Here is an 18,746-nt window from a genome sequence, read left to right as displayed (position 1 = left end):
CATCGAGGAGCATTTCGATGACCGTCCGTGAAGAGCCCGCCACCACCTTCGCGCGCCGCCATATCGGCCCGTCGCCGCGCGACATCGACGCGATGCTGGGCACCGTCGGCGCGAAGAGCCTCGCGGCGCTGATCGACGAGGCGTTGCCTCCCGCGATCCGGCGGAGCGCGCCGCTCGATCTCGGCGAAGGCTTGAGCGAGGGCCTGAGCGAAATCGAAACGCTGACGCACATGCGGGAGCTCGCCGCGGGCAACCAGGCCTTCACCTCGCTGATCGGTCAAGGTTATTCCGGAACGATCCTGCCGACGGTGATCCAGCGCAACATCCTGGAAAACCCCGCCTGGTACACGGCGTACACGCCCTATCAGGCGGAAATCAGCCAGGGCCGGCTCGAGGCGCTCTTCAATTTCCAGACCATGATCTGCGACCTTACCGGGCTCGACGTCGCAAACGCCTCGCTGCTCGATGAGGCGACCGCGGTGGCGGAAGCGATGGCGCTGGCCGAGCGCGCGTCGACGGTGAAAACGAAAGCGTTCTTCGTCGATCACGAGGTGCATCCGCAGACGCTCGCGGTGCTGCGCACCCGCGCGGAACCGCTCGGCTGGACGCTCGTCACCGGCGATCCGCTGCACGATCTCGACAACGCGGATGTGTTCGGCGCGGTGCTGCAATATCCCGGCACATCGGGCGTGGTGCGCGACCTGCGTCCGGCAATCGCCGCGATCAAGGCCAAGGGTGGTCTCGCCGTGATCGCGGCCGACCTGCTGGCGCTGACGCTATTGGCCTCGCCCGGCGAACTGGGCGCCGACATCGCGGTCGGATCGGCACAGCGCTTCGGCGTGCCGATGGGCTATGGCGGGCCGCACGCGGCCTACATGGCAGCGCGCGACGCGCTGAAGCGATTGCTGCCCGGCCGCATCGTCGGCCTCTCCGTGGATTCGCGCGGCGCGCCGGCCTATCGACTCGCTCTGCAGACCCGCGAGCAGCACATCCGCCGGGAGAAGGCCACCTCCAACATCTGCACCGCGCAGGTGCTGCTGGCGGTGATCTCCTCGATGTACGCGGTCTATCACGGTCCTGAAGGGCTGGCGCAGATCGCGCGTACCGTGCATCGGCATACAGCAACGCTGGCGGCCGGCCTGACGCGGCTCGGCTTCGCGCCGCTCAACGGCGCAACCTTCGATACGCTCATCGTGCGGGCGGACGATCGACAGGACGAGATCGTCATCCGTGCGCTCAGCCAGGGCATCAATCTGCGGATCAACGCCGACCGGACGCTCGGCATCGCGCTCGACGAGCTCACCACGCCGGAGATCGTCGAAGCGGTGTGGCGCGCGTTCGGCGGCGCGCTGTCCTATGCCGACGTCGCACCACACGCCTCCGACCTGCTGCCTGCCGAGCTCGGGCGCAGGACATCCTATCTGACCCATCCGGTGTTTCACGCGCACCGCTCTGAAACCGAGATGCTGCGCTACATGCGAAAGCTCAGCGACCGCGATCTCGCGCTCGATCGCGCGATGATCCCGCTCGGATCCTGCACGATGAAGCTCAACGCCACCACGGAAATGATTCCGCTGACGTGGCCTGCATTCGCGAGTTTGCATCCGTTCGCGCCGTCCGAGCAGGCGGAAGGCTATTACGCGCTGTTCGAACAACTCGAACAATGGCTGCTCGACATCACCGGCTATGATGCGATCTCGCTGCAGCCGAACTCCGGCGCGCAGGGCGAATATGCCGGGCTTCTGGCGATCCGCGGCTATCATGCGGCGCGCGGTGACAGCCACCGCACGGTGTGCCTCATCCCCTCCTCCGCGCACGGCACCAATCCGGCCTCCGCCAACATGGCGGGAATGGAAGTGGTGGTGGCGGCCTGCGATGCGCGCGGCGACGTCGATGTCGACGATCTCAGGGCCAAGGCGGCGCAGCACGCCGACCGGCTCGCCGCGATCATGATCACCTATCCCTCGACTCACGGCGTGTTCGAAGAGCGTATCCGCGAAATCTGCGACATCGTGCACAGCCATGGCGGCCAGGTCTATCTCGACGGCGCCAACATGAACGCGCAGGTCGGCCTGGCGCGGCCCGGCGATTACGGCGCCGACGTCAGCCACCTCAACCTGCACAAGACCTTCTGCATTCCGCACGGCGGCGGCGGTCCGGGCATGGGCCCGATCGGCGTGAAAGCGCACCTCGCGCCCTTCCTTCCCGGCCATCCCGTAACCGATGGCGCAACACCGTCCGCGGTCGGCCCGGTCTCGGCCGCGCCATTCGGCTCGGCCTCGATCCTGACCATCTCCTACATCTACGTTTTGATGATGGGCGGCGAAGGCCTGACGCGGGCCACCGAAGTGGCGATCCTCAACGCCAACTATATTGCGCAGCGCCTCGATCCGCACTTTCCGGTGCTGTACCGCAACGTGAAGGGCCGCGTCGCGCATGAATGCATCATCGATACCCGCCCGCTAAAGGCCAAAACCGGCGTCACCGTCGACGATATCGCCAAACGGCTGATCGACTACGGCTTCCACGCCCCGACCATGAGTTTTCCGGTGCCGGGAACGCTGATGATCGAGCCGACCGAATCGGAGGCGAAAGCGGAACTCGATCGATTCTGTGACGCCATGATCGCGATCCGGAACGAGATCGCAGAAATCGAGGCCGGACACTGGAGCGTCGAGGCCTCGCCGCTCCGCCATGCGCCGCATACGGTGCACCACATTGCCGAGGATAACTGGTCGCGGTCCTACAGCCGCGCCCAGGGCTGCTTCCCGGCGGGCACATCGCGCTCGGACAAATACTGGCCGCCGGTCGGACGGGTCGACAATGCCTACGGCGACCGCAACCTGGTCTGCTCCTGTCCACCGCTGGAAGATTACGCCCAGGCTGCGGAGTAACAAACCTCAACTCGCACCTGCTTTCCACTCGACCGGGGAGTTACGTAACGGCGAGCCGTTGCGCGCTGAGGATGTCCTCTGAGGGTGATGAAAAACAAAAACGGACGCTGGGGATGTCGGCAACTCAACATCCACAGCGCCCGTTTGCTTCCGAGAGGCGCGAGACGCTTCCGCAAAGGATTCCCGTCTTTGCGGATCGCACCGTACCCGGGCTGCACCAGCCCGAGTCCCGGAAATAACCAAGCCGACCAACTCAGTCCTCGGCCGGCTCCTCGTCGTCATCATCACGCTCGGGGCTGCCGGCCAGAATCTGCTCGGCGATAAGCCCTGAATTCTGGCGGATCGCCATTTCGATCTTGGCGGTGATGTCGGGATTGGCCCGCAAAAACGCCTTCGCGTTCTCGCGTCCCTGCCCCATGCGTTGGCTGTCATAGGAGAACCAGGCGCCGGATTTTTCGACGATGCCCGCCTTGACGCCGAGATCGAGGATCTCTCCCATCTTGGAGATACCCTCGCCATACATGATGTCGAACTCGACCTGCTTGAAAGGCGGCGCCAGCTTGTTCTTCACCACCTTGACGCGGGTCTGGTTGCCGACGACCTCGTCGCGCTCCTTGATCGCGCCGATGCGGCGAATGTCGAGGCGCACGGACGCATAGAATTTCAGCGCGTTGCCGCCGGTGGTGGTTTCCGGCGATCCGTACATCACCCCGATTTTCATGCGGATCTGGTTGATGAAGATCACCATGGTATTGGACTTGTTGATCGAGGCGGTGAGCTTGCGAAGGGCCTGGCTCATCAGCCGCGCCTGCAGTCCGGGCAGCGCATCGCCCATCTCGCCCTCAAGCTCGGCGCGCGGCACCAGCGCCGCGACCGAATCGATGATCAACACGTCCACCGCGCCGGAGCGCACCAGCGTATCGGCGATTTCCAGCGCCTGCTCGCCGTGATCGGGCTGCGAGATCAGGAGATCGTCGACATTGACGCCAAGCTTGCGGGCGTAAACCGGATCGAGCGCATGCTCAGCGTCGATGAAGGCGCAGATGCCGCCCTTTTTTTGTGCCTCGGCGACCGCATGCAGCGCGAGCGTGGTTTTGCCTGAGGACTCCGGCCCGTAGACCTCCACGATGCGTCCCTTGGGCAGGCCGCCGACGCCGAGCGCGATGTCGAGCCCGAGCGAACCCGAGGAAATCACCTCGACGTCCATCGACTTGTCGTTCTTGCCGAGCTTCATCACCGAGCCCTTGCCGAACTGGCGCTCGATCTGGGAGAGCGCGGCGGACAGGGCCTTCGACTTATCCATGGAGGATCCTTCGACGATACGCAGGGCAGCTTGAGACATGGGCCGGGCTCCTTATGAACGGGATTCGCGGAGGGGACAACGAATGGCCGTGAATGATCAGGTGGAACCTATGTACCCCATTTGTTCTAAGTTCGCAATATGTTCTTTTCTTTAGTTCGGAATACATTGGCTTATTTAATTCTCCTGCCGCAGGTGGCCGGTGGATTTTGGCAAGGACGGCTTCACCGCCGCAGGAAAATGCCCGTCTCATGAACGGCCTCTTCCCAAATACAATGACCGGTTCAATCGAACCGCCAACCGCCAGTTCTAATTTTATCTTAAGACTCTGGTGTCAACCTACCGTCATGAAGATGATTTTCGCGCTGGCAGTCGCGCTGGTTGTGATCAACCAGTGGGATCAGAATTACAACAACGGGACATTGACCCGTGCCGGCTTCTCATTGGCAAGAGCTCTCGGTCACTCATTCGGCATTTATATATAGAGCGGCCGCCAAGTTAGATTTCAGGTCAGCAACGATCGAACCTCGCGGTTTAAACTCGCGGGTGCCCTCTCGCTTGTGACACGGCGAGAAAGACCAGCGCGCCGTACTGCGCGATCTCGAAGCAGTTGCCGGGCGGTATGGACTGCCGGGCTGCGATTGCCGTCAGCAAGATTTACATATCGGTCGGCGACATCCTGAACTCGCTGGGGAACTCCGCAGCAGCCACAGGTTTCTACAGTCAGACGACCCGCGTCCTGCGGGGCGGCTGCCCCGCTTAAGAGACGCGACTAAAGCGGTTCGCTGATTTCCGATTCAAAACGGATTCTCGCAAACCGCACGAATAATGCGAATCCCTTGTCGCGACAGCGACGGGAACGAAGCATGGTGCAGCCGCGGCCAAGCCAGGATCAAGCGAACTGCTCCAGGTGCGGCACACATTCATCGGGTGGAGCTTGCCGGCAGATCGCCCGAGAGCGGATCAATGCACGGTCATCCAGGCTCTCGCCTCGCGCTGCGCCGCAACGATCTCGGCCTCGGACATGAGCGCTGCGACTTCCCGACGCATCGCGATCGCTTCGGCGTGGCCCTTGAGCGCTGCGAGGTTGAACCATTTATGCGCGGCCACCAGGTCGACCAGACCGGCCCGGCCGCTAGCCCAGTACAAACCGCGTTCGAACAGAATATTCTGAATGGTGTCGGCGCCTACCGGCGCCGCCGTGTCGAAATCGATATGCCCCTGAAACATTTCTCTGTTCCTTTTTATAACCGCCCTGCTTCGAGCGCGGCCCCATCCACTTGTTGTCGCCCCCGCCGGTCCCGACCGCCGTTCACCGGCGTGCCGTCCAGACGCGCAGACCATGGCGGTAAAATTTGAAGAGCAGTTTAAGCATCGCGATGAATCGAACGTGAACGTTCCGTGCGGGGACCACCCCACGGAATCGAAAAAGTCTTTGTTATTCGGGGGCTTTCCTGATTTCGCGGAATTCGGTTTACTGTCGGGCTTGGCAAACCGGTAACCATCGCCAGAGCCGGTATCGTACCCGACCGGGCGGAAGCGCAGAACTACAGCGTTTCGATCGAATCATGTCCTCGGGCTTGCGGGGATAGATACCGGTTCGCGTGAAGAAAACGCGTCGAAACAATAATCCAGAGCTTCGCTTTTGATTCAATGAGAAGCGAAAATGCTCTGGCAACGCGGTGAAACCGCGCTCACCGCGGCGGCGGCACCAATTCAAACGATGGGGAAACAGCAACACCGGGGCTGAGCCACGCCGGTGGCAGGACGAGGGCGTCGGTGAACACGTCAGGACCAACTCTCACCGCAGCCGAGGCCGCTGGTGACTGCGGACATTGACATCCGCATCGAACGAAGACCGCAGGTGAACCCACCGTGATCTTCTCTCGGACCGGTTGTCACGGGAGTCCCGGGACAGACGATCCGACCGTTTGACCTGATGTCTCGCCGACACCCTCTCTCGTCGACCGGAGCCTGGATTGAAAATCTGCTCTTGGAAACAAACTCTCTCCGGCTCTTGCGACGTCGCCGGCATCTGCCGGCGATACCATAACGCGAGCTTACTTCTTCTTCTTGGCGACCTTGCGGGTCTTCTTCGCAGTCTTCTTCACCGCGCTCTTCGCCTTCTTGACCTTCTTAGCCTTTGCCTTCTTCGCCTTCTTGGCCATGTTGCCCTCCAGGGTTAGTGAGATGGCTTAGTCGCTGCGTGCACTCGGGAATCGAAATGCACATCCTTCGAATACACCAACACATTGAAAAAAACAGTGTCCCACTTAAGGAAGTGTTGACAGACAAATGCCGTCGCGGCGACGACGCATTTCAGGATGATGCGCGGATTCGGCGATGAGCGGCGCGAATAACCAGCGAAAGACCTGCGTCGACGAATGTCAACGTTTCAGGAAGTGGCTGTGCCGCAGCGGCATTCTGCATTTCGTAACGTAACGACATACGCGCATGATGCACGACACCGAGTCGCTTCACCCGTGAAGATCGTCGCAGCGCGGACTCCGAGTCGTAACTTTTGGCAACAAAAATATTTTCACGATAATCCGGGAAATTGCCATTCGGTCCCCGTGAAGGTGCGCTTTTTGCGAATCGTGAAATCCGATTCGCAAAACCAAACCAGCTATCGTCACCCCATCACAGTGTGATGCCGGCGCACGATGCACGCACACACGACTGCAATTTCAACGAGCAGAACGAGCGCAGCATCGCCCGGCGTTTCGCTCCACATCCCGCATCCTTCGGACAATGCAGCCACACGCCAGAGGCATCATCGCTTTGTCGCGACGATGCAACAGACTGCGCACAAGCAATGCACACGGCGTTGAAACGCCGGTCAGAGCATTTTCGGGCTCAGTGCAATCCGGCTGGCGGTTAGATAATTCGCGCGTATTCTGATCGCGAAACCGGTATCCATTTTTGCGGAATACGCGCTAGCGACCGGCCGACGACGATTACAGACCGAGCTTGGTCTTGAGCAGATCGTTCACGGCTTGCGGGTTGGCCTTGCCGCCGGACGCCTTCATCACCTGACCGACGAACCAGCCGATCATCTGCGGCTTGTCACGGACCTGCGCGGCCTTGTCCGGATTGGCTGCCACGATGTCGTCGACCGCCTTCTCGATCGCACCCATGTCGGTGACCTGCTTCATCCCGCGCGCTTCGACCAGCGTCCGCGGGTCGCCACCCTCGGTCCAGACGATCTCGAACAGATCCTTGGCGATCTTGCCGGAAATGGTCCCCTCGCCGATCAGATCGACGATCGCGGCGAGCTGCGATGTCGAGACCGGCGATGCGGCGATGCTCAGGCTTTCCCTGTTGAGCCGCCCGAACAGTTCGTTGATCACCCAGTTGGCGGCCAGCTTTCCGTCGCGGCGCGCGTTCGCAAGCCCCGCCAGCACAGCCTCATAAAAGTTGGCGCTCTCATGTTCGCTGACCAGCACGGCGGCGTCATAGGGCGTCAGGCCGAAGTCGCCGATGAAGCGCGTCTTCTTCTGGTCAGGCAATTCCGGCAGATCGGCCTTCAGCGCCTCCACGAAGCCTTGCGAAAATTCCAGCGGCAGCAGGTCGGGATCGGGGAAGTAGCGATAGTCGTGCGCCTCTTCCTTGGAACGCATCGCGCGGGTCTCGCCCTTGTCCGGATCGAACAGCCGGGTTTCCTGGTCGATGCTGCCGCCGTCCTCGAGGATGCCGATCTGGCGTCGCGCCTCGTGTTCGATCGCCTGACCGATGAAGCGGATGGAGTTGACGTTCTTGATCTCGCATCGGGTGCCGAAGGGCTCCCCTGGCCGGCGCACGGAAACGTTGACGTCGGCGCGCAGGCTGCCCTTCTCCATGTCGCCGTCGCAGGTGCCGAGATAGCGCAGGATCGTCCGCAGTTTCGTCACATAGGCCCTGGCCTGTTCCGACGACCGCAGATCGGGCTTGGAGACGATTTCCATCAGCGCCACGCCGGAGCGGTTCAGATCGATCGCGCTCATGTCGGCGTGCTGGTCGTGCAGCGACTTGCCGGCGTCCTGTTCGAGGTGCAGCCGTTCGATCCCGACCGTGATGCTGGTGCCGTCGGCCAGGTCGACCACGACCTCGCCCTCGCCGACGATCGGCGACTTGTACTGGCTGATCTGATAACCCTGCGGCAGGTCCGGGTAGAAATAGTTCTTGCGGTCGAACACCGAGCGCAGGTTGATCCTAGCGTTCAGCCCTAATCCGGTCCGCACCGCCTGCCGGATGCATTCCTCGTTGATCACGGGCAGCATCCCGGGCATCGCCGCGTCGACCAGCGAGACGTGGCTGTTGGGGTCGCCGCCGAAGGCAGTCGACGCGCCGGAAAACAGCTTTGCGTTGGATGTGACCTGGGCATGGACTTCGAGCCCGATCACGATCTCCCACTCGCCGGTGGCGCCCTTGATCAGGTTCGACGGTTTGACAGGTGCGTTCATGCGCGGCTTTTACCCCGGAGGTTGCGACGGGAAAACCCCCGTCCGAATCAATTGAGTCGGCCGCTTGCGCCCGCTCACATGCTGCCGGCAAACGCGCGGAAGGTTGGACTCGCCCGCAATGCGTCGCGCCCGGCGGCGATCACGTCGTCGACCTGCTGCGGCGGCAGATGGAAACGGGTCGGAACGGTCTCCAGGCTCGCGGCCCGCGCGGGATCGAGTTGATCGAAGCCGATCCGTCCGACGAACAATTTCAGATCGTGGCAATTCCAGCCCGGGCGCGCGCCATAACGGGCGCGGTCGGCGGCCGACAGGCCGCAGCGCCAGCGGATCAGCGCGGTCTGCCAGTCGCCCATGGTTCGCTCGAAGGCGGTATAGCCCGCGCCGACGCTGGCATCGATCGCGGTGTCCGCCGCCGCCTTGACCAGATCGACGCCGCTCGGGCCTTCAACCGTGTTGATCCAGTTGCCGGCGACGCCGGTCTTCGCGTCGATCACCAGAAACAGTGCACGCCGTATCTTGACCGCCTGATCGGGCGACAGCGGTCCATAAGGCGTACTCGCCGACAGCCGCGCGATGGTGAACCCTGCCAAGCCGTAGTTGTCGACCAGGCCGCCGTCGAGCAGCTTGATATAGGGGATTTCGCCATCGTGATAGCGGCTGACCGCTTTCGCAAACGCGCTCAGCATCGGCGGCGCGTTGCGGTTGTCGCGCGCTTTCACGATCCAGGCCGGCAGCGGATCCTTGCACCGGCCCGGAAAGGTCTGGATCACCACCGGCGCGAACGCAACAGGCACCGCTGCTGATGCGGCCACCGCGTTCGCCAGCGGATAGGATCCGAGGTCGCTGCACATCGCGCTGAACGCGGTCACGCCGAAAACAAAGGGCGTGCGATTGTAGATGTCGGAGGCGTTGATCCAGACCCGCGGGCGCACCGTCTTGCGAAGGTCGGCGAAGGTCGCGCCATGAAACAGGTTGGCATCGAGCCAGCGTGGCAGGCCGCTGGAGTCGTTGATGCCGCCGGCGAAGGCCTTGCCGAGCGTGGCAAGGTTGAGATCGGTCTGCAGCCCCTCCTCCGCGTTGCGCAGCAGAAATCTTTCGCGGAAGTCAGCCAGCGCCGCGCGTTTTCGCAACCCGAAATAGGCCGCGGTAACCGAGCCGCCCGACACGCCGGAAATGAAATCGATGCGATCAAGCATCGACACGCCGCCGCCGCCGCGCGCCGGTATTTGCGCCAACTCCTCCAGCACGCCGAAGGAAAAGGCCGCCGCCCGGGTTCCGCCCCCGGAAAACGACAAGCCGACCAGATCATCGTCGGTGGCTGCCCGCTCCTCGAAATTTTCGTGAAGCTGGCCCGCGAGATCGGCGCTGCTGCCCGGCTGGTTGACCGGCGCATTCTGGATCGACGCGCAGCCAAGCAGCACCGCGCAAAATCCAGTGATCGCAAATGCTGAACGCATGGCCGTGCAATCGCCCCCGCCGATGTCGCCATTGATGCGCAGAGCCGGACAGTCTCGCCCATGACAGGATAGCTGTTCCGCCCCGCCCCGTCTGTCTAGCCGCCCTCGCCGCCCAGCAATTCCGCGACGATCTGACTCCACTCGTCTTCGGATGAACCTTTCGCAAACGGCTTGTCCGCGCGGCGATACCAATAGGCGGCGTTGCCGATCTCGCGTCCGTCAAGCCGATGCAGATAGGCATGCACCCAGGCCGCCTCGGTGCCGACTTGCGACTGCACGAGGACGTGCGCCTTGTTCCAGTCGCCTTTCGCGGCCCACCACAATGCCGCAAGCGGTGCCGAAACGCCCTGCGGCGGCTCCGCGTTCGTCAGGCTGGTCTTGAAAGCATCCGGCGTCACCACCACACCTCCGGCGCAAAGCGTCCTGCCGCCTGCTCGACGATCTCGCCAAGCGAAAGGAGCGTCTCCTCGTCGAACGGACGGCCGATCAGTTGCAATGCAAGCGGCAGTCCATGAGCATCCTTGCCCGCAGGCACCGCGATGCCCGGCAGTCCAGCCATGTTCGCCGTCACGGTGAAGATGTCATTGAGATACATCTCGATCGGATCGGCCCCGGCTTTCTCGCCGATGCCGAAGGCGGCTGACGGCGTCGCGGGTGTCAGGATCGCATCGACCCCCGCCGCATAGCAATCCTCGAAATCCTTCTTGATCAAGGTGCGGACCTTTTGCGCACGAAGGTAATAGGCGTCGTAGTAACCGGCGGACAAGACATAGGTGCCGATCATGATACGACGGCGGACCTCCGCTCCAAAGCCCTTCGCGCGCGTATTCTCATACATTTCGACGAGATTGCGGCCATCGACGCGCGCGCCGTAACGAACGCCATCGTAGCGCGCGAGGTTCGACGACGCCTCGGCGGGCGCCACGATGTAATAAGCGGGCAGCGCGTATTTCGTATGCGGCAGCGAGACCTCGACCAATTCGGCGCCCGCGGCTTTCAGCCACTCGGCGCCCTGCGTCCACAGCCTCTCGATCTCCGCGGGCATGCCGTCGAGCCGATATTCCCTGGGAAGGCCGATCTTCATCCCTTTCACGGATCTGCCGACCGCGGCTTCATAGTCGGGAACTTCGCGATCGACCGACGTCGTGTCCTTCGGGTCGTGGCCGGCCATCGAGCGCATCAGGATGGCCGCGTCGCGCACCGTGCGCGCGATCGGCCCGGCCTGATCGAGCGACGATGCAAACGCGACGATGCCCCAGCGCGAGCAGCGTCCGTAGGTCGGCTTGATGCCCACGGTGCCGGTGAAGGCAGCGGGCTGGCGGATCGAACCGCCGGTGTCGGTCGCGGTCGCGCCAAGACACAGTCCGGCCGCCACCGCCGAGGCCGACCCGCCCGACGAACCGCCGGGGACCAGCTTCGCATCGGACCCCTGCCGCCGCCACGGATTGATCACGGGGCCGAAGCGCGAGGTCTCGTTCGACGAGCCCATCGCGAATTCGTCGTTATTGAGTTTTCCGAGCATCACGGCGCCGTCGCGCCAGAGTTGCGACGTCACGGTGGATTCGTAAGGCGGCTTGAAATCGTCGAGAATTTGCGAACACGCCGTGGTCCGCGTGCCTTCCGTCGCGAACAGATCCTTGACGCCGAGCGGAATGCCGTTGAGCGGCCCGCTTTCGTCTTTGGCAATCCGCGCGTCGGCCTCGCGCGCCATCGCTCTCGCCCGCTCCGGCGTCTCCAGCACATAGGCATTGAGCACGCGCGCCCGCTCGATCGCCGCGAGATGAGCGTCGGTCAGCTCAATCGCGGTGAATGACTTGGTCGCAAGACCATCACGGGCCTCGGCCAGCGTGAGCGACGTCAAATCCGTCATTTATCGACCGCGCTACAGAAAAATGGCGACAGCGTCCTGTCGTTTCGGGGATCGGCGGCGCGAAGCTTTTCTTCCGCCTGGAGCTGCTCGAAGACGGCGTCCAATACCGCGTCGGGATCCACAGTCTCCCCCCGACGCTTCAACGCGTCGAGACGTTCCATATAGGTCCGATAGACCTTCTCATCGTTACACAGCAGACACATCGGCTCACAACCTGTTATTCGACGACCTTCGGCACCAGAAAGAAATGGTCATCCGTTACCGGCGCGTTGGCGACAATCTTGTCCGCGATGTTGCCGTCATTCACCACATCGGCCCGCTTTTTCATCGTCATGGGCATCACCGAGGTCATCGGCTCGACACCGTCGACGTTCACTTCCTGCAACTGCTCGACGAATGCGAGAATCGCATTCAGTTCGTCCTGAAGTGCGGGAACTTCCGTCTCGCTGATCGCGATCCGCGCAAGGTGCCCGATACGGCGGACGGTAGCGGCATCGACAGACATCAAGGGCCTCGCAGGCGTCTAATTGTTCAGGGGCTGCCACCAACAGGCGTCACGCCTATAGCAGACCCGGCTTTCGCGCTGCAACCGCACTGTTCCTCTTACAACTCACAAGGCGCTCAACCGCTTCAACGCGTCCCCCGCCAGCGCGCGCGTGAGTTCCGCCGCCGGCATCTCGCGGCCAAGACGAACCCCCTGTCCGGCCCAGAGGTTGGTGAAATCGACCTTGCCCTGCTTCTCGGCGGCCACCCTGAGCGGTGCGAAGGCCGCGGCCGCATGGGGAAACGCCGGCGCATCGGGCGAGACCGGTCCCACTTCGCGCATCGCGCGGTTCACGATCCCGCGTGCCGGACGCCCGGTCATGACATTGGTGATGACGGTGGACTCGTCGCCCGCGGCGGCAAGCGCAGCGCGGCCCAGCGCGGACGCCCTGGATTCAGGACAGCGAAGATAGGCCGTGCCGATCTGCACGCCGGCCGCGCCAAGCGCGAACGCCGCCGCGATGCCCCGCCCATCGGCGACACCACCCGCCGCGATGATCGGCACGCGCACCGCATCCGCCATCTGCGGCACCAGCGCGAAGAGACCCGGCTGCGCCGCGATATTGTCGGTCAGAAACATGCTGCGGTGGCCGCCCGCCTCCGCGCCTTGCGCGATGACGGCATCAACGCCGTTTTCCTCAAGCCAGACCGCTTCGCGCACGATCGTGGCGCAGCCGACCACGACAGCGCCGGTCGCTTTCACCCGATCGAGCAGCGGCTTGTCCGGCAATCCGAAATGGAAGCTGACCACCTCCGGCTTCACCTCCTCGACGACGTCGCACATCGCCGCATCGAACGGAGCGCGGCTCGCGGGCGCGGTCGGGGCTGACGGGTCGAGGTCCCACCCTCTATAATAAGAGGCGAGCCGCATCCGCCATTGGGCGTCACGGTGTGGATCGGCGGCCACCGCGCGATGGGCGAAGAAGTTCATGTTGATCGGCGCCTTGACCCGCTGCCGGATGATGCCGACCTGCTCGCGGGCCCTGTCGGGCGAGAGCATCGCGCACGGCAGCGACCCCAGGGCGCCGCCCTCCGCCGCCCCGATGACGAGTTCGGCATCCATGACACCCGCCATCGGCGCCTGAACGATTGGAAACTCGATGCCAAAAAGATCGATCAGTCTGCGGTCCGGCCACATGGTCTTCTCGTTCGCGAGGGGTTGTTGATCGGCGCCTTAGCATACCGGCACCCAAGGCGGCCACCGATCGTCGGTCCGGCGTTTTGCCGCGCCATTTTGCCATGCCCGTCGCGCGCATGTTATGCGAGGCGATGCCCGCCTCAGTCCTGCAATTGATCGAAGCCGCCATGCACTGGCCGCAACGCGGCGCCCTCGTCGGGCTCGACCTCGGCACCAAGACCATCGGCGTGGCGGTGTCCGACCCCGATCGCCGCCTCGCCACCGGCGTCGAGACCATCCAGCGCAAGACTTTTACGGCGGATGCCGCGCGGCTGCTTGCGATAGCGGGTGAGCGTAGCGCCGTCGGCTTCGTGCTCGGGCTGCCGATCAACATGGACGGCAGCGAAGGACCGCGCGCGCAGTCGACCCGGGCTTTCGCGCGCAATCTGGCGAAGCTCACCGATCTCGCCATCGGCCTCTGGGACGAGCGGCTGTCGACGGCCGCCGTCGAGCGCGAACTGATCGGAATGGACATGAGCCGCGCAAGGCGCGCCAAGGTCATCGACGAACATGCCGCGATCTTCATCCTGCAGGGCGCGCTCGACCGGCTTGCGGCGCAGCGGCGGTCTTCCGGATCGGACTGAATGCGCGGCAGCACGGATCGCGCCGGCGTCAGGAATGGCCGGCGATCCACAGCGTCTGCAGCGTCGCCGCGAGATTGTTGAGGCCGTGCAGGATCACGGTGAGCAGGATCGAGTCGCTGCGATAGCGCAGGTAGCCGAACAGCAGCCCGATCGAGAACACCTCGGCAAAGAAAAACCAGTCGTATTGCAGGTGCATCGCGGTCCACACCAGCGATGACAGCACGATGGCGCCACCGGGCTTCAGGGCCGACTCCGACCATCCGCGATAGAGGAAGCCGCGCGTCAGCAGTTCCTCGGTGACGGGGGCCACGACACAAATTGCGACGACCAGAAGCCACAGCGCGCCCTCGGCCTGCGCCGACTTCAGCACCTCCACCATGAAGCCTGCCGAAGTCTCGTGTCCCATCGCATAGAACACGCCCTCCCATCCCATCACGAGCCCGACCAGAGCAACGATGCCGAGCAGCAGATGCCGCCACCAGATCCAGCGCAGCGCGAGATAGTCGGCGAGCGACACGCCGGAGAGGCGGATTGCGATCCACAGCACCAGCAAGGCCATCGGCAGTCCCGCGACCACCGACAGGGCGACCGTCAGGCCGTTTCCGGCGTGTTCGGTGACCTTGTCGAAACTGAACGGCGCCGGATCGGTCAGCACGAAATAAGCAAGGACCGAAAGTTGCCCGGCAAACATCGCGACGAACACCGCTAGGCCCCACAGGCTGGTGCCGATGAATTTCCAGGCTCGCGGCAGGCGCGGTTGAGGCAGCGGCGGCGGCATCACAACAGGGTACACGGGCGCTTCGGCAGACATCATCGACCTTCCCTTTCGTCATGCCCGGCCTTGTTCCGGGTATCCACGTCTTGCAGCCCCGCCACAAAAAGACGTGGATGGCCGGAGCAAGCCCGGCCATGACGCCCTATACTCATTTCTGAATCGTTGCCGGCGTTCACGGCAGCGCCCGCTCGAGCAGATCGCGGCTCCGGGCGGCAGACAATTCGGCCGTCCCGAACATGCGCCCGTGGCTGGTCCCAAGGCGCGTCGCCGCGAACAGCGCCGCCTGTTCCGGCGCGGTCCTGTTGAGCGCCGCAGCCGCCGCCAGTTGCGCCAGCGTCTCAACCGCCTGCCGCGCTGCCCGCTCGCCATCGGACCGGCGGAAAGTGCCGGCAAGAAACGTCACGGCCTCCGCGGCGCCGGGCAGATCTTTAGTGTCCGCGACGAAATCTTCGAGCACGGCCACAGCCGCCTCCGGCTCGCGCGCCAGCGCGCGCAACACGTCGAGGCACATCACGTTGCCGGAGCCTTCCCAGATCGCATTGACCGGCGCTTCGCGATAGTGCCGCGCCAGAATGCCCTCCTCGACATAGCCGTTGCCGCCGAGGCACTCCATCGCTTCATACAGGAAGCCCGGCGCGCTCTTGCAGACCCAGTATTTCACCGCCGGAGTCAGAAGCCGCATCCACGCGGCCGCTTTCGGATCGGACGGCGCTTCATCGAACGCACGACACAGCCGCATCACCAGTGCCACCGACGCTTCCACATGCAACGCCATGTCTGACAGCACCGCCTGCATCAGCGGCTGATCGACCAGATGTTTCTGGAACACGCTGCGATGGCGGGCGTGATGCAACGCATGCGCCAGCCCGGAGCGCATCAGGCCGGCCGAGGCGATCGCGCAATCCTGCCGCGTGAGTTGCACCATCTGGATAATGGTGCGGATGCCCTTGCCTTCCTCGCCGACGCGTTCGGCATAGGCTTCGGTAAATTCCACCTCGGATGAGGCGTTGGAGCGGTTGCCGAGTTTGTCCTTCAGCCGCTGAAGATGAATCTCGTTGACCGAGCCGTCGGGCCGGAAGCGCGGCATGAAAAAGCATGTCAGCCCGCCATCGGCCTGCGCCAGCACCAGGAATGCATCACACATCGGCGCCGACATGAACCATTTGTGGCCGGTGATGCGATACGTGTCACCGTCGCGCACAGCGCGGGTCTGGTTGGCGCGCACGTCGGTGCCGCCCTGCTTTTCGGTCATGCCCATGCCGAGCGTCATGCCGTGCTTGCTCCACCATGGCGCAAATGAGGGATCGTAGGCCCGGGTCGCGATCACGGGCATCGCCTTCGCCAGCACGTCCGGCTGTGCAGCGAGCGCCGCCACCGAGGCACGGGTCATGGTGATCGGGCAGAGGTGTCCGGTCTCGACCTGGGCTGCCATGTAGAATTTTGCGGCCCGAACCACCTCCGCACCACCGCCGGCCGGCTTGCCGTCGACGGTCCAAGTGGAATTGTGGAGTCCGGCGCGGGCGCTGTGGGCCATCAGTTCGTGATAGGCCGGATGGAATTCCACTTCGTCGCGCCGGTTGCCGCGCGCATCGAAGATCCGCGGCTTCGGCGGATTCTCGTTGGCAAGGCGTCCGCGCGCGGCCATTGCCGCCGATCCCCAGTGCCTGCCGAATCCGGACAGTTCGGCCGATGCGGCCGTGCCGCCGTTCGCGGCCACCGCCTCGGTGAGCGGACGATCCAGCGTGAACAGGTCGACGTCCTCGAACGGCGGCGACTGGTTGAACACCTCATGGGTTCTGAAAGAGGCCTGTGTCATGCGTCAATTTCCGCGAGCGTCGGGGCCGTTCAAACTTACGCTGGAACAGCGCGTTATCACCATGGCTTTCCGTTTACCTTGAGCGAGCATCACCGGGGGAAAACTCGCCCGGGCGCTATTCGACCTTGCTCCGCCCGGAAACTCTGCCTATAGCTCTGGCTTTAATGACATCGTCTCCGAAATCGAGCTTTGTCCTCGGACACCGGCATTTGCTGGGCATCGAGGGCCTTTCCGTCGCCGACATCACCGGCCTGCTCGACCTTTCCGAAGAATACGTCGAACTGAACCGCCAGATCGACAAGAAACGCACCTCGCTGCGCGGTCGCACCCAGATCAACCTGTTCTTCGAAGCCTCGACCCGAACCCAGTCATCGTTCGAGATCGCGGGCAAGCGGCTCGGCGCCGATGTCATGAACATGTCGGTATCGTCGATGTCGACCCGCAAGGGCGAGACGCTGGTCGATACCGCGATGACGCTCAACGCTATGCATCCGGACATTCTGGTGATGCGCCATTCCGCCTCCGGCGCGGTGGAACTGCTGGCGCGCAAGGTCGACGGCTCCGTCATCAATGCCGGCGACGGCGCCCACGAACATCCGACCCAGGCGCTGCTCGATGCGCTGACCATCCGCCGCAACAAGGGGCGGCTCGAGGGACTTCTGGTCGCGATCTGCGGCGACGTGCTGCATTCGCGCGTCGCGCGCTCCAACATCATCCTGCTCAACGCCATGGGCGCGCGGGTGCGCGTCGTTGCGCCCTCCACGCTGCTGCCGCCGGGCATCGAGCGCATGGGCGTCGAGGTCGCCCGCGACATGCGCGAAGGACTGGACGGCGCCGATATCGTGATGATGCTTCGCCTGCAGCGCGAACGGATGAGCGGCTCGTTCGTGCCGTCGGTTTCCGAGTATTTTCACTATTTCGGGCTCGACCAGAAAAAGCTCGCTTATGCGAAGCCCGACGCGCTGGTCATGCATCCGGGACCGATGAATCGCGGCGTCGAGATCGACTCCATCGTGGCGGACGGAGCCCAGTCGCTGATCCGCGAACAGGTGGAAATGGGCGTGGCGGTGCGGATGGCGGTGCTCGAAGCGCTGGCGAGGAACCTGCCGAATGCGTGAGGCTCCAACTTTTCCGTCATTCCGGGGACGGCCAAAGGCCGCAACCCGGAATCCGGCCGCAATGGCAATCCTCTCATCTGGATTCCGGGTTCGCTTCGCTACGCTCGCGTCCCGGAATGACGGCGAAGGCGTGACGTCATGGTGAGAGATCGCCGCCCCGTTTTGCTCGCCAACGCTCGCATCATCGATCCCGCGCGCGACCTCGATGCCCCCGGCGATGTGCTGATTTCCGACGGCGTCGTTCGCGATGCGCGGCGCGGCATTGGCGCCGCCGGCGTGCCAGAGGGCACCGACATCATCAACTGCGCCGGCAAGATCGTCGCGCCCGGCCTGATCGACATGCGCGCTTTCGTCGGCGAACCCGGGGCCGGCCATCGCGAAACCTTTGCATCCGCGAGTCGCGCCGCCGCAGCCGGCGGCATCACCACCATTGTCTGCCAGCCCGATACCTCGCCGGTGATCGACAATTCCGCGACCGTCGATTTCGTGCTCCGTCGCGCGCGGGATACCGCGATCGTCAACATTCATCCGATGGCGGCGCTGACCAAGGGGCTTGCCGGCAAGGAAATGACCGAGATCGGCCTGCTGAAGGCGGCAGGCGCGGTTGCCTTCACCGATGGCGCGCGAAGCGTGATGAACGCGCAGGTGATGCGCCGCGCCCTGACCTATGCCCGCGACTTCGACGCCCTGATCGTCCACCACACCGAGGATACCCATCTGGTCGGCGAAGGCGTCATGAACGAAGGCGAATATTCCGCCCGGCTCGGACT

At 63.7% G+C, this 18,746-nt stretch carries 14 protein-coding genes and 1 pseudogene; 5 read left to right on the top strand and 10 right to left on the bottom strand.

Annotated features, from left to right (window positions below):
• Nucleotides 1-17 precede the first annotated feature (17 nt).
• A complete protein-coding gene (gene gcvP / locus ACS3WA_RS04725; RefSeq protein WP_438277415.1) occupies nucleotides 18-2,894 on the top strand; it encodes an aminomethyl-transferring glycine dehydrogenase in 2,877 nt (958 codons plus the stop codon).
• Nucleotides 2,895-3,147: 253 nt separating this feature from the next.
• Here the strand turns inward: gcvP and recA are convergent, their stop codons facing one another.
• Complete coding sequence (recA, locus tag ACS3WA_RS04720; RefSeq protein WP_438277414.1) at nucleotides 3,148-4,236, bottom strand: recombinase RecA; 1,089 nt, start codon at nucleotides 4,234-4,236, stop codon at nucleotides 3,148-3,150.
• 53 nt (nucleotides 4,237-4,289) lie between these two features.
• Here recA and ACS3WA_RS04715 point away from each other — a divergent pair, with 53 nt between their 5' ends.
• A complete protein-coding gene (locus ACS3WA_RS04715) occupies nucleotides 4,290-4,679 on the top strand; it encodes a hypothetical protein (protein ID WP_438277413.1) in 390 nt (129 codons plus the stop codon).
• Between the two features lie 478 nt (nucleotides 4,680-5,157).
• Here the strand turns inward: ACS3WA_RS04715 and ACS3WA_RS04710 are convergent, their stop codons facing one another.
• The 7 genes from ACS3WA_RS04710 to ACS3WA_RS04680 form a co-directional block, all read right to left on the bottom strand.
• Nucleotides 5,158-5,424: a hypothetical protein gene (locus tag ACS3WA_RS04710; RefSeq protein ID WP_438277412.1), complete on the bottom strand. Its 267-nt coding sequence runs from the start codon at nucleotides 5,422-5,424 to the stop codon at nucleotides 5,158-5,160.
• A 1,727-nt stretch (nucleotides 5,425-7,151) separates the two neighbouring features.
• Complete coding sequence (gatB, locus tag ACS3WA_RS04705) at nucleotides 7,152-8,636, bottom strand: Asp-tRNA(Asn)/Glu-tRNA(Gln) amidotransferase subunit GatB (RefSeq protein ID WP_438277411.1); 1,485 nt, start codon at nucleotides 8,634-8,636, stop codon at nucleotides 7,152-7,154.
• A 74-nt stretch (nucleotides 8,637-8,710) separates the two neighbouring features.
• On the bottom strand, nucleotides 8,711-10,093 hold the full coding sequence (locus ACS3WA_RS04700; protein ID WP_438277410.1) for a patatin-like phospholipase family protein: 1,383 nt from the start codon (nucleotides 10,091-10,093) through the stop codon (nucleotides 8,711-8,713).
• A 95-nt stretch (nucleotides 10,094-10,188) separates the two neighbouring features.
• Nucleotides 10,189-10,497: a hypothetical protein gene (locus ACS3WA_RS04695; RefSeq protein WP_438277409.1), complete on the bottom strand. Its 309-nt coding sequence runs from the start codon at nucleotides 10,495-10,497 to the stop codon at nucleotides 10,189-10,191.
• On the bottom strand, nucleotides 10,488-11,963 hold the full coding sequence (gene gatA, locus ACS3WA_RS04690) for an Asp-tRNA(Asn)/Glu-tRNA(Gln) amidotransferase subunit GatA (RefSeq protein ID WP_438277408.1): 1,476 nt from the start codon (nucleotides 11,961-11,963) through the stop codon (nucleotides 10,488-10,490). The genes ACS3WA_RS04695 and gatA overlap by 10 nt, the downstream gene beginning before the upstream one ends.
• Before the next feature lie 217 nt (nucleotides 11,964-12,180).
• Entirely contained in the window at nucleotides 12,181-12,468 is a 288-nt protein-coding gene (gatC, locus tag ACS3WA_RS04685; RefSeq protein ID WP_412774817.1) for an Asp-tRNA(Asn)/Glu-tRNA(Gln) amidotransferase subunit GatC, read from the bottom strand.
• A gap of 105 nt (nucleotides 12,469-12,573) precedes the next feature.
• On the bottom strand, nucleotides 12,574-13,644 hold the full coding sequence (locus ACS3WA_RS04680) for an NAD(P)H-dependent flavin oxidoreductase (protein ID WP_438277407.1): 1,071 nt from the start codon (nucleotides 13,642-13,644) through the stop codon (nucleotides 12,574-12,576).
• 131 nt (nucleotides 13,645-13,775) lie between these two features.
• Here ACS3WA_RS04680 and ruvX point away from each other — a divergent pair, with 131 nt between their 5' ends.
• A complete protein-coding gene (ruvX, locus tag ACS3WA_RS04675) occupies nucleotides 13,776-14,267 on the top strand; it encodes a Holliday junction resolvase RuvX (protein WP_412774819.1) in 492 nt (163 codons plus the stop codon).
• Between the two features lie 28 nt (nucleotides 14,268-14,295).
• Here the strand turns inward: ruvX and ACS3WA_RS04670 are convergent, their stop codons facing one another.
• The gene (locus ACS3WA_RS04670; RefSeq protein ID WP_438277406.1) at nucleotides 14,296-15,081 is read right to left on the bottom strand and encodes a CPBP family intramembrane glutamic endopeptidase; all 786 of its coding nucleotides are present in this window, start codon (nucleotides 15,079-15,081) and stop codon (nucleotides 14,296-14,298) included.
• Nucleotides 15,082-15,214: 133 nt separating this feature from the next.
• Nucleotides 15,215-16,858 (bottom strand): acyl-CoA dehydrogenase family protein, encoded by a 1,644-nt coding sequence (locus ACS3WA_RS04665; protein ID WP_438277405.1) that lies wholly within the window; start codon nucleotides 16,856-16,858, stop codon nucleotides 15,215-15,217.
• A gap of 164 nt (nucleotides 16,859-17,022) precedes the next feature.
• Between ACS3WA_RS04665 and ACS3WA_RS04660 the strand changes: the two genes are divergently transcribed.
• Both ACS3WA_RS04660 and ACS3WA_RS04655 read left to right on the top strand, forming a co-directional pair.
• Nucleotides 17,023-17,976 (top strand): aspartate carbamoyltransferase catalytic subunit, encoded by a 954-nt coding sequence (locus tag ACS3WA_RS04660; protein ID WP_438277404.1) that lies wholly within the window; start codon nucleotides 17,023-17,025, stop codon nucleotides 17,974-17,976.
• A gap of 138 nt (nucleotides 17,977-18,114) precedes the next feature.
• Nucleotides 18,115-18,746, top strand: a pseudogene (locus ACS3WA_RS04655) (dihydroorotase); the annotation flags it as partial.

The organism is Nitrobacter sp. (assembly GCF_051535235.1).
Lineage (GTDB): Bacteria > Pseudomonadota > Alphaproteobacteria > Rhizobiales > Xanthobacteraceae > Nitrobacter.
This window is presented reverse-complemented; position numbering and strand designations above follow the sequence as displayed.

Excerpts from the sequence above, each read along its gene's own strand:
- gcvP (WP_438277415.1), top strand. The coding sequence starts at position 18 with ATGACCGTCCGTGAAGAGCCCGCCACCACCTTCGCGCGCCGCCATATC.
- recA (WP_438277414.1), bottom strand. The coding sequence starts at position 4,236 with ATGTCTCAAGCTGCCCTGCGTATCGTCGAAGGATCCTCCATGGATAAG.
- ACS3WA_RS04715 (WP_438277413.1), top strand. The coding sequence starts at position 4,290 with ATGATCAGGTGGAACCTATGTACCCCATTTGTTCTAAGTTCGCAATAT.
- ACS3WA_RS04710 (WP_438277412.1), bottom strand. The coding sequence starts at position 5,424 with ATGTTTCAGGGGCATATCGATTTCGACACGGCGGCGCCGGTAGGCGCC.
- gatB (WP_438277411.1), bottom strand. The coding sequence starts at position 8,636 with ATGAACGCACCTGTCAAACCGTCGAACCTGATCAAGGGCGCCACCGGC.
- ACS3WA_RS04700 (WP_438277410.1), bottom strand. The coding sequence starts at position 10,093 with ATGCGTTCAGCATTTGCGATCACTGGATTTTGCGCGGTGCTGCTTGGC.
- gatA (WP_438277408.1), bottom strand. The coding sequence starts at position 11,963 with ATGACGGATTTGACGTCGCTCACGCTGGCCGAGGCCCGTGATGGTCTT.
- gatC (WP_412774817.1), bottom strand. The coding sequence starts at position 12,468 with ATGTCTGTCGATGCCGCTACCGTCCGCCGTATCGGGCACCTTGCGCGG.
- ACS3WA_RS04680 (WP_438277407.1), bottom strand. The coding sequence starts at position 13,644 with ATGTGGCCGGACCGCAGACTGATCGATCTTTTTGGCATCGAGTTTCCA.
- ruvX (WP_412774819.1), top strand. The coding sequence starts at position 13,776 with ATGCCCGCCTCAGTCCTGCAATTGATCGAAGCCGCCATGCACTGGCCG.
- ACS3WA_RS04670 (WP_438277406.1), bottom strand. The coding sequence starts at position 15,081 with ATGATGTCTGCCGAAGCGCCCGTGTACCCTGTTGTGATGCCGCCGCCG.
- ACS3WA_RS04665 (WP_438277405.1), bottom strand. The coding sequence starts at position 16,858 with ATGACACAGGCCTCTTTCAGAACCCATGAGGTGTTCAACCAGTCGCCG.
- ACS3WA_RS04660 (WP_438277404.1), top strand. The coding sequence starts at position 17,023 with ATGACATCGTCTCCGAAATCGAGCTTTGTCCTCGGACACCGGCATTTG.